The sequence below is a fragment of the Vibrio rotiferianus genome, from assembly GCF_002214395.1.
Taxonomy (GTDB): domain Bacteria; phylum Pseudomonadota; class Gammaproteobacteria; order Enterobacterales; family Vibrionaceae; genus Vibrio; species Vibrio rotiferianus.
In genome coordinates, this window is record NZ_CP018311.1 from 1,881,757 (window position 1) to 1,896,949 (window position 15,193).

A 15,193-nucleotide genomic window follows, 5' to 3' on the forward strand; every position below is an offset into this window, starting at 1 on the left:
CATTTTACCTGCCTTTAAAAACTTATCAAATAATTTGATGAGGATTCTAAATATTATCAATTTTACCTGTAGCTCTGACCTGCTTAATCTGGATATGCGGTTCGGGAACACCGCAACAAAAAACAATAACACCTTCACTTTCGAGTACAGAAAACACTCGAGTTCATTAACCAAGGAGTTCATATGGAACCACAGACTAAGGAGTCATTATGGCGGTGACCAGCCCTCAAAATCACCAGTATTTCTCTCCAAAAGAGATGATGGCTGAAGCTGAGAAGTTTGCTCTTAGTAAAGCAAACAAAACCAGCGGCATGACACTGGGTTTGGCAATTATGGCAGGCGCATTCATCGGTTTAGCATTCTTGTTTTACATCACAGTGACTACAGGTAGTGCGGATGCGGGTTGGGGTCTTAGCCGTCTTGCAGGTGGTTTAGCATTCAGTATGGGTTTAATACTCATCGTTATTTGCGGTGGTGAGTTGTTTACCAGCTCAGTGCTTTCGAGCATCTCATGGGCAAACAAACAAATCTCATTCGGCAAGATGTTGTCGATTTGGGGCAAGGTTTATGTGGGCAACTTCATCGGTGCAATGTTCCTACTTGCATTGGTAAGCGCAGCAGGCTTGTACCAAATGGATGCCGGTCAATGGGGTTTAAATGCACTAAACATCGCACAGCACAAGCTACACCACACATTGGTTCAAGCTTTTGCATTGGGCATTTTATGTAACTTGTTAGTTTGTCTTGCTATCTGGCTGACATTCAGCTCTGCAAATGCAATGACAAAAGCAGCCATGACGATTCTACCAGTAGCAATGTTCGTCAGCAGCGGCTTTGAGCACTGTGTAGCAAACATGTTTATGGTACCGCTAGGTATCGTTATCGCGAACTTCGCACCGGAATCATTCTGGACTGCAGTTGGTGTACCGGCTTCTCAATATGCAGATTTAAATGTCGGTCACTTTGTCACTGCAAACCTAATTCCAGTAACACTTGGCAACATCGTCGGTGGTGCCGTATTGGTTGGCTTAGCTAACTGGTGCATTTACCGTCGCCCAGAATTAAAAGCAGCAGAAGTTGCATCTATTACAAACACTACAACACTCACGTCAGTTAAGGAACGCACTATGAAAAACGCATCGATTGTAAAAGAGATTATGAACCCGAGCCCAGTTACTCTGAGCGTAGAAATGCCAGTATCAACTGCACTAGATACCCTATTAGACAACAATCTAATCAGTGCTCCTGTTGTTGACATTGAAAATCGTCTAGTCGGCTTCTTCTCTGCTCACGACGTAATGGTAGAGCTTTGGTGTCAGGATTACATCCCAGCTCAAGAGCAGAAGGTTGTCGATTTGATGAGCCGCGACGTGGTAGCAATTGACGCAAACGACCGTTTAGTGGATGTAGTTGAGTTCTTGTGTATCGACAAAGAGCAACTTTACCCAACAACAAGCATGGGTATGGCAACACGCTTTACTTCTCTTTCTCTAGAAGAGCGTGCTAAGAGCATCAAAGTAAGTAAGCCTCAAGTGCTTCCTGTACTAGAAAACGGTTTGATGGTTGGCGTAGTGACACGTTGCGAAGTTCTTAAAGCTCTTCGCCCTGTGTACGGCGAGCGTCTAAACCTAGTTGAAGACAAAGTACTAGAAACTGCATAAGACAATAAAAACTAGCAAGACAAGTTGGCACCAATAAAAAAGCGCTCTATTTGGAGCGCTTTCTTCGTTCAAGCCATACAAGTTTAAGCAGTGCAAGCTTGCGTCATGAAAGTTAAGAAATTACTTCTTAACACCTTCAATGTGCAGTTCCATATCAACGTAGCTAGAAGAACCCATTACCGGGATTTCAAAATCAGCAAGCTCTAGACGAGTTTGGCCAATGAAGCCCGCACGCTCACCACCCCATGGGTCGTTACCCGCACCAACAAATTCTGCTTCAATCGTGATTGGTTTAGTCACACCGTGAAGAGTAAGGTCACCCGTTACATCTAGCTTACCGTCGCCTTTATCTACGACTTTTGTGCTCTTGAACGTCGCTTCACTGTATTTACCTGCATCGATAAAATCACCGCTGCGGATATGTTTGTCACGCTCAGCATGGTTTGAATCAAGGCTAGTTGTATCAACCACTACGTTGACTTTAGCGTCAGCGATGTTGTTTTCATCAAAAGAAAAGTCACCAGAAAATGTATTAAAACGACCTTTGATGAAGCTGTAACCTAGGTGGCTAACTTTAAAGTTAATAGATGCGTGAGCGCCTTTCGTATCGATAACGTAATCTGCTGCATTAGCACCAAACGGTAGTGCCATTGCAATAGCTAATCCTGTAGCGAAAAGTGACTTTTTCATTTTGAAGCTCCTAACATTTTTCTTAATGTGTTGTCTTTATCGATAATGTGATGTTTGAGTGCAGCAGCGGCGTGCAAACCAGCCATTAGGATCACAGCCCAAGCCGCATAGAAGTGAATTTCACCTGTAATATCTGATTGACCAGGGAATAATTCCCCTGCACTAGGTACCGTAAACCAATTAAATACTTCGATACCGCGACCATCAGATGTTGAGATGAGGTAACCTGAAATAAAGATAGTGATAAGCAATATATACATCACACCATGCGCAGCTTTTGCTGCGACCACTTCATAAGGTTTTCCTTCCACTTTTGGTGACGCCGTCACATGTTTCCATACGATGCGCGCTAAAGTGAGTATTGCGAGTAGAATGCCCACAGAGCGGTGATAATGTGGTGCCGTACGATACCATTCGCTGTAGTAGCTAAGGTCGACCATCCACAACCCCACAGCAAACAAACCGATGATACAAAGTGCTGATAGCCAATGCATAAATCGTGCAGGTAGGTTGTAGTTCTTTACCAGTGTTTCCATCTCACGTTCCTAGATATGTTCCTAAGTTGATGTTGAGCAAGAAACACAACATTAACTTATTTACCTTGTGTGAAACAGATTATTTACCATCCTTTACATCTAACCAATATAACTCGTTAAAACAACTTGTTCGAAAAATTTGAAGGAACTTAAAACCGTTTGTAAAACGGAAACTTAGAGTTGGACTTCTTGTTCTATTTCATACAACTCATCATTCATTTCTAGCATGCGTCGTTCGATTACTGCTTTTGCGTCTTCAATCCCTTTGTTGTAATAGATTGGAGCCAGTTTCTCCGTAATGAAATCAATCAAAAACTCACTGTCGAACTGGCCAATCTCAACGCTCAGTTCATCTTGCATATAATCTTGAATGGCGACAGCTAGGATTTCTTTTTGTGCTCTTTCTAGTTTAATCATATATATCTCGCGGAACTCTATTCTCAATTTTGATGTTTAGATCAAGAAGTTGCCCATCTAAATTAGTCTATCCTGAAAAGACTATGCTAACCTTTTGCCGTCCTAATTTGTAACCGTTAAGGGAATATACTTGCTACTCGACTTAGTTATCCAAAGCGTCAATGATTTTCAAGACGATTGTCTTAAGCTGTGTGAGAAGCATTACCCAGCGGTACATAATCAGGGCATGAGTGAACACCACCTCGGTATTGCGTTTGCTCGTCGTATGGAACATACGCTTTCACATTTTGGTCATAACAGCGTGATCAAATCCCTAGAGGTGCTCGACACCCCAGAACAGCCTCACCACTACCGAATTTCATCAGAAATAGGCACTGTATGGGTGTTAACTCATCACTTGGTCAGTGCGGGAAAGGCGTGCCGTGAAAACTTATTGTCTTCTATTACAGAGTGGCAAAGCGAATATGGTTATGCCCTTCAGCCAAATGATCTGTTGCTGCTGGTAAGTGATCATTGGATTAGCCGAAGCAAAACAAGTAGAGAGTTGCTGCATTGGTGGATGGGAGAGCTACCTGACTCAATAAATGAGTACACAGAGCAAGGAATAACCTTATACACGAGTGAATCCCAATTAACCCACTCTCTGGACTCACGATTTGGTATCAGCCCTTGCTATATCAAGTTTGGACATCCACTTCGACGCTCAAACAAAGAACAGCTCGTAAGAAAATACCTTCAATTGTATGCGGTTTTACAGTGGTGAACCTCATAAAATAATCTTGTCGCTATCACATTTGACACCATTAAATTTGATACGACTCGACATTTCTAATCATCTCGTACGACATCACTTGCTAACTGTAATAACAATCTATTAGATAAAGATTATTGGCGAAAAATAAGTAACCCTCATACTTAAAAGTCTTTTAAAATAAGAAGTTGGCTTAGGTTTACGTAATAATGATGAGCATACAGCAACTAGTGAGTTGCATTCATAAACAGTTAGATGGGCAGTTTATTGCAAAGTACAAACATCTTACTTTGCGAAGTGTCTTTCAACCCATATATCAGAATGAGTTGAAGATCATTGGTCTCGAGGCTCTAGTGAGAATCTCAAATAAAGACGGGTTAATGATAAGGCCTGATGCTTTTTTTCATTCAAACACCGTTAACGAAAGTGATCAGCTCAATGTGGAACGCTTAAGTCGACTCATCCATATTCAAAACTTCGGTCAATCCAGATTTCACGCCAAAAAACTGTTTTTAAACGTGCTCCCAAAAGCCGCAGAAATGCTGGCTCTAGATCGCTCCTACTACAACCTACTAAAAAGAACACTCAAACAAGCAGGAGTTCAAAAACAACAAGTTGTGATGGAACTCGTCGAAGTGGATGCAAGTAGCGAAGCGACACTACACCATGCAACGAGAAAACTAGGTCACAGCGGTTATATGCTGGCGATTGATGATTACGGAATTAATGCGTCAACCAAAGAACGGGCTAAGAGTGTCAAGCCCCACATTATCAAACTCGATAGATCGCTACTGCTGCAGTACGAAAATGGTGATAGCCAGAAACTAACACAAGCCCTTACTCTAGCGCGGGAAATCAACTCGAAAACGGTTATCGAAGGAATTGAAACCGAGCATCAACTTAACTTAATGAAAAAACTCGGTTTCGATATGTATCAAGGCTACTTATTGGCAATGCCGCAAACGCTTGAGGCGTACCAAGAAGCAAAGACGGCTTAATCAGGGTTACTGATATCTCCCATCACCTTTTCTAGCGGCGGTTTTTACCACGGTTTTTGTGGATAGCTAACTTAGCCTTTAGTTTACGTTTTTCAGATGAACGGCTCTTACGACGAGCACCACCATTACGCTCCGGTTCAACCTCTTCGATCAGACTTGGTTCAAACCCTTCTAACCATTCTTGTGGTAAACGTTGATCGAGTAGATTTTCGATAGCATGCAATAGATACTCTTCATCACGGCTCATCAAAGAAACCGCAAGACCAGATTTACCTGCGCGACCTGTACGACCAATACGATGGACGTAGTCTTCCGCCTTAAATGGCATATCAAAGTTAACCACTTGCTCAAGTTGCTGAATGTCTAAACCACGAGCTGCTACGTCGGTTGCAATCAACGCACGCACTTTACCTTCTTTGAACTCATCAAGCGCACGTTGTCGCGCACCCTGGGATTTATCACCGTTGATAGAAACCGCTTTAATGCCATCCAACTTAAGCTCTTTCGCCAGTTCATCGCTGCCTTGCTTGGTCTTTGTAAATACCAACACCTGCTGCCAGTTTCGAGAACCAATCAAGTAAGCAAGCAGTTCGCGTTTACGCTTCTTATCGACCGGGTAAACCATTTGCTTCACGGTTTCTGCGGTCGTGTTTGCAGGTGAAACTTCCACTTCAACCGGAGAATCCATCAGTTTATAAGCGATAGTTTTAATGCGTTTTTCAAACGTAGCAGAGAACAGCATGGTTTGTTTATCTTTAGGCAAACGGCGAAGAATACGTTGTAGATCTGGCCAGAAGCCCATGTCTAACATGCGGTCTGCTTCATCAAGCACAAGAACGCCCGTTTTAGAGATGTTTACATTGCCATTAAACAAATGGTCAAGCAAACGACCCGGCGTCGCGATAAGGATATCTGCGCCTTCTTCTAGATTTCTCTTTTGTACACCAATGCTCGTCCCACCATAAACACAAACAATCTTAAGGTCAGTGTTTGTCGCGTATTGCGTCAGGTTATCCATCACTTGCTGCGCTAACTCACGTGTAGGCACAAGGATCAAAGCTTGTGGTGTTCCGTTACGTTTCTGTTGCTGAACCGTTTGTATGATAGGTAAGCCAAATGCTGCAGTTTTACCAGTACCAGTTTGTGCAGCAGCCAGTAGATCTTTACCTTCCAATACGTGTGGAATCGACTTTTCTTGCACCGGCGTTGGGGTCACGATATTCATACCACTTAGGGTATCAACCAGCTGTTGTTCAATGCCAAGATCAGCGAAATTAACGGACATGATAAACCTCATAATTTTTGGAGCGCAGAGTTTACCAGAGCGCCTTTGGTCATACTACCTTTAGCACTCGAGGCGTTATGAATTAATTAACTGTTGATGATGCTCAGCGGCTTGATTCAGCACATCTTGATAAAGCGCAGCAAATTTCGCTTCCAGCTGCTCATATTCGTTATCTAGAACCTCGAACGTTGTGGTGAGGTCAGCCATACGCGGCGTTCTTTGTGACATTCGATGAAGCGCAAACTCGATGTTTTCTAAGTCTTGATAGGACTGCAACCAACCCCCACTCCACATCCGGCTATGGAGCAATAAAAAGCGAGGTGGTAGATCATTCGATATTTGCTCATTCACTTGCTGATAAGCATAACGAACAAAGGAATCTAACGATTGATCACTAAATGAATGCCAATGCTTGGCTAAACAGTGATCCCAAAACATATCGAGGGCGATGGGAGCAAAGCGACGTGCAACGCCAGTAAAGTGCGGTTTGCACTCTTCAACAATGGCGTGGTGATCGGTAATACGGTCGACAAAGCGATGAAGTTTGATGCCATTGGAAATATCAGTCTGATACTGCTTGCTTGGATCTCCCTTTACGAAATCTCCAAGCAAGTTTCCCATTAAATGGCTATTACAGTGGTCTGCAATATGCAGGTGGGCTAGAAAGTTCATTAGACGCTGTGAGTGGCCTTTTGGCTCGTCTTACATGAACTTAGTATAACGTCTGTTGTGACGCGGTGAGAGTACTAATTGTACTTATTCGGCTTCGTCTTCTGAGCCAATGTAGTCCGACAAGATAATACCGATTTCAAGAGCATCAAGCATCTCTAGGCATTCGTCGTTTTGGTATTGGTCGCTCATTGTGACCTCCTTTGTTTATATCTCCTGAAGCAAACATGCTTCCATTTTTACCGCCATATCTCTTCTTCGTTGATGACAGTAACTCCTTTTTATAGCCTTTATATGACACATTCATGACAGCGAGAAGTAAAGTTTTAGAAAGCTATGACAGGAATCATAAGTAAACGTTTGCGATAAGAGCTCAAAACAAGATTCTACAGTTATTTCTTCCTTCCCATGCCCAAACTGACGTTCGTCACCGAACGCCTTTCGATTAGTAAATAACCGGTTTACCCCTCACGAAATCACTACTCAATCATTTGCACTTGCATTTTATTAAATAGCTCAATTTATTAGAATGAAATACTGTTATATGCGATCTAAGATCGCATTTATTGAAATCCAACAATGAGTTGTTACATTATTTGCTGCGCTCCATCGCATATTTTGTTTCGATATACCTTTACCTTTAACCATCTCCCCCCAACCATCTCAAATGGAGCAACGAATGAGAGAAGTTGAGTTTAGAACCATAGATCGACTCTTTATCAAAATGTCGATCAACGACAAAATGTGGGTCATATTCTTAATGTTCTTCGTGACATTGACGTCACTCGCAACCACACGGTATTTCAACGAAGTTGAACAATTTGAAAATCACGCAGTTGAAGTAGCACAAAGTAAGCTTGAAGGTATTATTTCTTCAAGTAGCAATTCCGTGCCAAACATATCCGGCCTAACTCAGGTGAATGCAATCAACGATTCATCTTTTAACAACGGTGTTGCAACTGTATCTGGCCAACTCGGTAATGGCCAAAATGTGCAGTTGACCATTGATAGTAGTAAAGGCTACGAAGATGCCAAATCAGATGCCCTATCCTCTTTCTTTATCAGTTATCTGTGGGCTGTTCCATTTGGTATCTTTATTTACTGGGTCGCGACCTTCTTAGGCGGCGCACTTTGGGTGCTTTACACGACAACTGAAAAAATTGGTAACGGAGATCTAACATCACGCTTAGGCTTCCATCCAGGGCGCGATGAATTTGGAACGATCGGTTGCGCTCTTGATAAGTCAATGGATACGCTTTCTGAGTTGGTAAACAACGTTAAAGATAATGCGAATACCTTGAGTGAAACATCTTCATCGTTTGAACAGGACATGAAGTTGAGTGAAACTCAAATCACCCAGCAATATCAGTCTCTTGATTCTGTAGCCACTGCAATGGAAGAAATGACCGCTTCTTCAAATGAAGTATCATCTATTGCACAAAATGCGATGCAACGTTCTGAGCAGGACACTCATCAAATTGACAACAGCCGTCAACGCGTACAGTCAGTAATTTCAGAAATTGAAACACTTTCCAGTTACATTGAACAAGCATCAAGCTCTGTTACAAGCCTGAATGAAAACACGACTCAGATTAACGATGTAATCACAACCATCAATGCCATTTCTGAGCAAACCAACCTTCTTGCGCTAAACGCGGCGATTGAAGCGGCTCGAGCAGGTGAGCAAGGGCGTGGTTTTGCGGTTGTTGCTGATGAAGTTCGCACACTAGCAAGTCGAACACAGCAAGCTACCGTTGAGATTCAAGCGATGATTGAAAAGTTACAATCAGAAAGCCAAAACATTGCGTCCATTACTCAGCAAACCGTAAAACAAGCGCAAACAAGCAGCCAGTTGATTGATGAGATTGGTCAAGATGTACAATCGATCGCCGATTCAGCTCGTTCGTTAATGGACATGAGCATTCAGATCTCTACTTCAGCAGAAGAACAAAGCGCTGTTGCTAACGATATTGCCTCAGAATTATCGGATATTCGTACCCAGTCAAATACCATCAAAGATGTCGCTGAACAATCTACCGTTGGTGTTGCAAACCTTACTCAAGCGTCAGTTTCGCTCGGTAAGATACTAGAAAGGTACCGAACAGCTTAAGTGCTTACTCAATAAAAAGGGCTCCGATTGGAGCCCTATTTTTTTGCCTAATTAACACGAGTTCTAAAAAGAATTCGGTAAAGGAAAGAGACAACTAAAGCACAGAGAGAAAGCAGATCGTTTTACAATAAATTCGTTGATTAATAGAATCCACTGCCCATAACAGAATAGCCCCTGCAAATCATACGGAATGATATACTTTGAAGTGAGTCTCAATTAAATTAGACTCTTGTTCAAAGATCGTTCAAATACGTTTTGATTGGGCTATTCTCGGAGTGTCAACATTGATTTGCTGCTGGTGACTATATGAAAAAAAAAGAATATAAGAATAATTTGGAAGATCTAAACTGCCCCCTTTGCCAAGGCGACGAATACATTGTCTCCACTGATGGAGAAAAGTTCACATGTGCTTCATGTGGATTCCACACAAAAAACTTCTCGTCCATTCAATGCCTACATCAAACCCCTTTGATACAAACAAAATTCAAGCACATACACACTCTCAGTAAAGTTTGCCATTAGATCATAAACAAGCAATTTGCTCTTTGAGTTCTTCTAAGTGGTGCACACGAATGACACGTTCATCGTCAACAAGGTTAATCGGTGCGCCATTATACAGCTGAACCGTTTTTATTCCGGCGTTCAAACCTGCCTCAATCCCCTTAGGAGTGTCGTCAACATACAAACATTCACTAGGGAGAAAACCCATGTTCATCGCACTGTAAAGAACAAGATCTGGCTCTGGCTTCCAACTGTTCGCATCGAACGCGGAAAACACTTTCCCTTTAAACGCACGCAGTAGCCCGGTTAATTCCAAAGAGAACTCAATTTTGTCTTTGGGGCCATTAGAAGCAACACAATACTCGATGCCCTTGTCGTTTAAGTATTCAATGAGCTCCTTGGCACCTTGCATTGGCTCAAGGTTACGGACGAATAGCTCTTTTACTTGTTCACGATACTGTGGTTCAAGAACATCCAGTGAAACACGCAAGCCAGCACGCTGTTTTGCATCACTTAAAATATCGGCTAACTTGCCACCTTTAAAGTGTGCAACACATTCATCGAAAGGCATTTCAACATTGTAGTGACTAAAAACATTAACCAGAGCTTGGCAACATAACCTTTCGCTATCTACTAATGTGCCATCACAATCGAAAATGACACATTTGACACTATTTATCGCCATGACGTTTCTCCCAAAATCGCGGTACATTATCGTTGTAGTTAAGTTTGGATGTACTTCCGATTCTATTGTCGATATTAAAACTCGACTTAATTCTTTTTACTAAAAATGTAATCCCATGATATTTAAGTTTAGAAATGTTTAAACGACATAGTTTGCATTTTCTGTAAAATGGCGGTGAAAAATAGGAAAACTCTGGACAAGATCACCGATTTATTTTCAGTACTCTTAATTAGTGAGATCTCTATCCGAGCAAACGCTCGCAATATTCTCGAAATCCGGATGCATGTTTCTTACTTCGACAAAATCATCCAGGTTATCCAATAGCAATTGGCACAAAAATGGGTCGAACTGCTGCCCTCTTTCTTTTTCAAAAAGCTCGATCACTTCTTGGATGCTCCAGGCTCTCTTGTAGCAGCGCTCACTCAATAGTGCGTCAAAAACGTCTACAATTGCCGTGATCCGGGCGAATAAATGAATAGACTCGCCTTCTAAACCATTTGGGTAGCCATTTCCATCCCATCGTTCATGATGCTCATGAGCAACGATTGCCGCCAATTTGGTAACATCACCTTCTTTGGTATTCAGTAAGTCGAAACCCTTCGTCGTATGGAGTTTCATCACTTCCCACTCATCTGGTGCCAGTGGTCCACATTTGTCCAAAATAGATTCCGGAACTGCAATTTTTCCTACATCGTGCATTGGAGAGATAATTTCGATCATCTCAATTTCCCGATGACTCAGTCCGCACAGCTCAGCTAATTTGGCGGAAAGTTTGGCGACACGCTTAACGTGGTTCCCTGTTTCTCCCGAGCGGGATTCAATCGCTTCACCTAATACGTGTATCATCTCTTTTTGGACACTCAATGTACGTTTTTGCAAAACCACTATTTTACGGTTCTTTCGGTCAATTTCTTTTCGTTGCCGAATAACCATAAACTGAACTACGACAATTAACGAAAGTACACCAATAATCGCACCTACAACTAATAAGGTTTTGTAATTTATCGTTATTAAAGGTGCTGGTTTGTTGATGATTTTTGCCGATTTCGGTATCAAATAACGGCTGATGTTGTATTTCTCAATGGCAATGTGGTCGAGTACGGCTTCAGTAACCGGTTGCTCTTTCATGGTTGGTAATAGCGATAAGCCTACTTTCCCAGCCATCAACTCAGCGGCTTCAAAGCCAAAGTTCTTAGATCGATTTAAGTAGCCACCAAGAATGCCAGGTTCACCTAAATAGTGCTCCCAAAAAACAAAAACAGGCGCAGCACTTGAGGTACCAATAACATGAGAGATTTCTTGGTAAGTATGGTATTTGCCTTTGCTTGTCTCGGTATTATAGTGAGTCAGCAATACCGCATCATCTGGAGAGATATGCTTCAGCAGCTCAGCAGTCTCACTCAAGGTCTTGCTGCGAACTTCTACCACTTTGATTTGTGGGAAGCGGTTCATATGCTCTAATACAAGTTGACGGATGTGTTCACTTGTAATGCTGTGATCGGCTAAATAATAAAGAGTCTTGATTTTAGGACGCAGTTTATTAATCAAATTGATATTTTCATCAATTCGATCTACTTCATATAGTACACTGCCATTTGTAGAAACGTTGTCTAATGTTGCTTTGAGATTGTTAATACCAACTGCAACTATTGGAGTTTTACGTTCAGCATTGGGGTAATAAGTTTTAATAAACTGAAGAGCAGCATCATCAGTTACAACGACACCATCAAACTGATAGCCTTCATATTTGAGTTGAAGGTAATTCCCCATTCTCTGCAGATAACCATGAGAATGTACACGTTTGGAGTCTAGGTACTCGATAGACAGCTTTACTTCACCAGTTGCTTGGGCAAAGCCTTCTTCAATACCGTGTTGAATATCATTCGTCCATTGATAAGATGGGTCATAGGAGTGAAGCACCAAAATACGCTTCACGTCCCAAGATTCATCATTGCTCGCACTTACCGCGGTTGTCCCTAACCATAAAATAACAGCTAACCAACGCGTTAAACGCTTCTTCATTTTTATCTAACCAATGGCAAATTTGCCGATATAGTAGGTCTGCTCGTATGCGCAGATATCGACTTAGATCAAGTTTCAGCGATTATTGTTTCATATAACTTGTCTGATTCCGCTAGTTTTTTAGCTAAATCACCAATAAAGGTCTGTTTGTCTAAGTTTTGAGATACAACGACATCAGATATTAACGTTTGCTTCTCGTACTGGCTAACAATCGCTGCTGCGGTAGGCTCACCATCATGAAAACCAACGTACAGTTCATACTCAGAGGACAAAATAATCTGAGTTAGGAACTCAATAATGAGGTCTTGTTGCTCTTTATGTTCCCATCTACTTGATTGAAGCAAGGCAAACATAATCGTCAGACGATGAAAATCAACTAGATAGATATTCTCAGCAGAAGTCTGTGTTGCTTTAGAGAGAAGAGAAGATGAATCAAGGAGCGAAAACTCGCATTGTGTGCTTGAATCAAGATAGAGCTCACGCCCTTTAATGCTTTCTGGTGTAGGGAATTCCACTTCCACCAAGTTATACAGCCAATCGTTCTTTTTGTTAACGGCTGTTAACTGCTGTTCGTTCATTTAAAACAACCCCATAGGCTTTGGTTTGCCGTACATTAGCATGAAGACTGTAACAAACATAGCTAAACACCTGAGGTTAGGCCAAATTTTGTTTTAATCGTGTGCGTCTGATAAATTGAATCAATAAATTAGCCTATTTAAGGGATGAAAAATGAAAAAACGCTTGCTTGCTTTAGGTTTGGTAACGGTCTTGGCTGGATGTGGTGACAATGAAGTCGGCGACGTCTCGCTAGGTATGTTCACAATGAAAGACATTAAGATAGGTCATCTACAAGATGAAGTCGTAACGGGAGTGACTTGTCATATTGCGTCGATAGAAGCAAACCTTAGCCTGTCTGATCCAAGTGATAGTTCCATTTCTTGTCGTCAAACTGGCGACATCACACCAGAAATGATCGCGAAAATCGACAAGAGCAAATCAGGGGAAGTCGTATTTAAGAAATCGAAAAGTATCTTCTTTAAAACAATGAAAGTAAGACGCATCTACGATCCGGAAAATCAAACTCTACTTTACTTGTCTTACACGACCAAAGAGACTGAGGGTAGCTTTAAACACAGCTTATCAACGGTACCATTGTGGGGAACCAAAGCTTACGTGGAACCAGTTGTAACTCCGACAAATTAATCCCTGATCGTTGCTAAAAACATCAGCCCGCTGCTTTTTTCAGCGGGCGAACTTCTTTGCAATAAAACGCAACGATTTTTCAGAATTTTGTGATACAATCCCGCCTCTTTTTTTCTCAATCAAGAACAAGCATGAAGTTTCCCGGTCAGCGTAAATCTAAACACTACTTCCCAACTCACGCTCGAGATCCATTAGTCCACCAAACTCGACAGGCGCCAAAGCTGTATCGGCCTACCATTGTCGGTGTTGGTCAAACCATCGTTGATATCGAAGCGCGTGTAGACGATGCGTTTTTAGAAAAGTACAACCTTAGTAAAGGACACTCTCTCGTTCTTGAAGAGAGCAAAGCAGACGCACTATATGAAGAGCTAGTAGAGCAAGGCCTGATCACTCACCAATACCCGGGTGACACGATCGGTAATACACTGCATAACTACTCTGTACTTGCGGACAGCAAGTCAGTACTTCTTGGTGTGATGTCAAAGAACATCCAAGTAGGTTCATTCGCATACCGTTATTTATGCCGCACCTCTTCACGTATGAACCTAAACCACCTACAAACCGTGGATGGCCCTATTGGTCGTTGCTACACACTTATTTCTCAAGATGGTGAGCGTACTTTCGCGATCAACGAAGGTCATATGAACAAACTCTCTCCAGAGAGCATCCCTGAAGAAGTATTTAAGAAAGCATCAGCTCTAGTCGTATCTTCTTACCTAATGCGTGGTAAGAAAGAAGACCAAATGCCTCAAGCGGTTCAACGAGCAATTGATTTTGCTAAGAAGCACGATGTTCCTGTTGTATTGACGCTAGGCACAAAATACGTAATCGAAGGCAATGCTGAGTGGTGGCAAGAGTACATTCGTGAAAACGTGTCTGTTGTGGCGATGAACGAAGAAGAAGGCGCAGCGCTAACAGGTGAAACAGATCCACTAACTGCTGCTGATAAAGCACTTGAGTGGGTTGACCTTGTTCTATGTACCGCTGGCCCAGATGGTCTATACATGGCAGGTTACACGGAAGAGAAAGTTAAACGTGAAACCACGCACGACATCCTTGAAGGCTCTATCGAAGAGTTCAACAAGTTTGAATTCAGCCGTGCGATGCGTAAAGAAGACTGTAAACAACCGATGAAAGTCTACTCTCATATTGGCCCTTATCTAGGTGGCCCTCTTGAGATTAAGAACACTAACGGTGCAGGTGACGCGGCATTGTCTGCACTTTTACACGACATGGCAGCAAACTCTTTCCACCAGAAAGAAGTGCCGAACTCAGAAAAACATGAAGTCCGCTGCCTAACTTACTCTTCTCTATCTCAGATTTGTAAGTACGCAAACCGCGTAAGCTACGAAGTGCTAACTCAGCACTCTCCTCGCCTCTCTCGTGCGCTTCCTGAGCGCGAAGACAGCCTAGAAGAGACCTACTGGGATCGCTAAGAACCAGGCACTTAGAGCGAAAAATATGCGAAGGTCACCGTTTGGTGACCTTTTTGTTTTGATCTAGCGCAGTATTTAGTGTTTTTTGTTATTATGTAGCACGCTAAGGCGCATGAACTGCTTTACACCTCTTATTTAACCAGTATTATTCTCGCGCAAACGTTTGCGCAACAGCAATACAGTCTTTCGATTGCTTGATGTTGAACGCCACGTGTTAGCCATTTTTTTG

14 protein-coding genes are annotated in these 15,193 nt (G+C 42.2%); 6 read left to right on the forward strand and 8 right to left on the reverse strand.

Features of this window, described 5'->3' with window-relative positions; all coding sequences use genetic code 11:
* The first annotated feature begins 209 nt into the window (after positions 1-209).
* Positions 210-1,661 carry a formate transporter FocA gene (gene focA, locus BSZ04_RS08690; protein WP_010451887.1) on the forward strand — a complete coding sequence of 484 codons (1,452 nt, stop codon included), beginning with the start codon at positions 210-212 and terminating at the stop codon, positions 1,659-1,661.
* A 120-nt stretch (positions 1,662-1,781) separates the two neighbouring features.
* Here the strand turns inward: focA and BSZ04_RS08695 are convergent, their stop codons facing one another.
* From BSZ04_RS08695 to BSZ04_RS08705, 3 genes are all read right to left on the reverse strand, one after another.
* Complete coding sequence (locus tag BSZ04_RS08695; protein WP_071234491.1) at positions 1,782-2,351, reverse strand: YceI family protein; 570 nt, start codon at positions 2,349-2,351, stop codon at positions 1,782-1,784.
* Positions 2,348-2,887 carry a cytochrome b gene (locus BSZ04_RS08700; protein ID WP_088880180.1) on the reverse strand — a complete coding sequence of 180 codons (540 nt, stop codon included), beginning with the start codon at positions 2,885-2,887 and terminating at the stop codon, positions 2,348-2,350. The genes BSZ04_RS08695 and BSZ04_RS08700 overlap by 4 nt, the downstream gene beginning before the upstream one ends.
* Positions 2,888-3,061: 174 nt before the next feature.
* Positions 3,062-3,304, reverse strand: coding sequence for a DUF2164 domain-containing protein (locus BSZ04_RS08705; RefSeq protein WP_088880181.1), 243 nt, complete (start codon positions 3,302-3,304; stop codon positions 3,062-3,064).
* A 130-nt stretch (positions 3,305-3,434) separates the two neighbouring features.
* Here BSZ04_RS08705 and BSZ04_RS08710 point away from each other — a divergent pair, with 130 nt between their 5' ends.
* Together BSZ04_RS08710 and BSZ04_RS08715 are read left to right on the forward strand one after the other, a co-directional pair.
* Positions 3,435-4,067, forward strand: a complete 633-nt coding sequence (locus BSZ04_RS08710; protein WP_038884043.1) for a hypothetical protein — start codon at positions 3,435-3,437, stop codon at positions 4,065-4,067.
* Positions 4,068-4,264: 197 nt separating this feature from the next.
* Complete coding sequence (locus BSZ04_RS08715) at positions 4,265-5,053, forward strand: EAL domain-containing protein (protein ID WP_045385205.1); 789 nt, start codon at positions 4,265-4,267, stop codon at positions 5,051-5,053.
* A 31-nt stretch (positions 5,054-5,084) separates the two neighbouring features.
* Here the strand turns inward: BSZ04_RS08715 and BSZ04_RS08720 are convergent, their stop codons facing one another.
* Both BSZ04_RS08720 and BSZ04_RS08725 read right to left on the reverse strand, forming a co-directional pair.
* Entirely contained in the window at positions 5,085-6,338 is a 1,254-nt protein-coding gene (locus BSZ04_RS08720) for a DEAD/DEAH box helicase (protein WP_162531040.1), read from the reverse strand.
* Positions 6,339-6,413: 75 nt separating this feature from the next.
* Positions 6,414-7,010 (reverse strand): acyl carrier protein phosphodiesterase, encoded by a 597-nt coding sequence (locus tag BSZ04_RS08725; protein ID WP_045385200.1) that lies wholly within the window; start codon positions 7,008-7,010, stop codon positions 6,414-6,416.
* Between the two features lie 676 nt (positions 7,011-7,686).
* On the opposite strand from BSZ04_RS08725, the gene BSZ04_RS08735 reads away from it, so the two are divergent.
* Positions 7,687-9,117, forward strand: coding sequence for a methyl-accepting chemotaxis protein (locus tag BSZ04_RS08735; protein ID WP_088880183.1), 1,431 nt, complete (start codon positions 7,687-7,689; stop codon positions 9,115-9,117).
* 523 nt (positions 9,118-9,640) lie between these two features.
* Here the strand turns inward: BSZ04_RS08735 and BSZ04_RS08745 are convergent.
* The 3 genes from BSZ04_RS08745 to BSZ04_RS08755 form a co-directional block, all read right to left on the reverse strand.
* Positions 9,641-10,303: an HAD-IA family hydrolase gene (locus tag BSZ04_RS08745; protein WP_010451912.1), complete on the reverse strand. Its 663-nt coding sequence runs from the start codon at positions 10,301-10,303 to the stop codon at positions 9,641-9,643.
* Between the two features lie 225 nt (positions 10,304-10,528).
* The gene (locus BSZ04_RS08750) at positions 10,529-12,325 is read right to left on the reverse strand and encodes an HD domain-containing phosphohydrolase (protein ID WP_088880184.1); all 1,797 of its coding nucleotides are present in this window, start codon (positions 12,323-12,325) and stop codon (positions 10,529-10,531) included.
* Between the two features lie 68 nt (positions 12,326-12,393).
* Entirely contained in the window at positions 12,394-12,903 is a 510-nt protein-coding gene (locus BSZ04_RS08755; protein WP_010451916.1) for a hypothetical protein, read from the reverse strand.
* Positions 12,904-13,054: 151 nt separating this feature from the next.
* Between BSZ04_RS08755 and BSZ04_RS08760 the strand changes: the two genes are divergently transcribed.
* Both BSZ04_RS08760 and BSZ04_RS08765 read left to right on the forward strand, forming a co-directional pair.
* Positions 13,055-13,528, forward strand: coding sequence for a CreA family protein (locus BSZ04_RS08760; protein ID WP_038884033.1), 474 nt, complete (start codon positions 13,055-13,057; stop codon positions 13,526-13,528).
* Between the two features lie 131 nt (positions 13,529-13,659).
* A complete protein-coding gene (locus BSZ04_RS08765; protein ID WP_010451921.1) occupies positions 13,660-14,964 on the forward strand; it encodes an inosine/guanosine kinase in 1,305 nt (434 codons plus the stop codon).
* Positions 14,965-15,193: the final 229 nt, after the last annotated feature.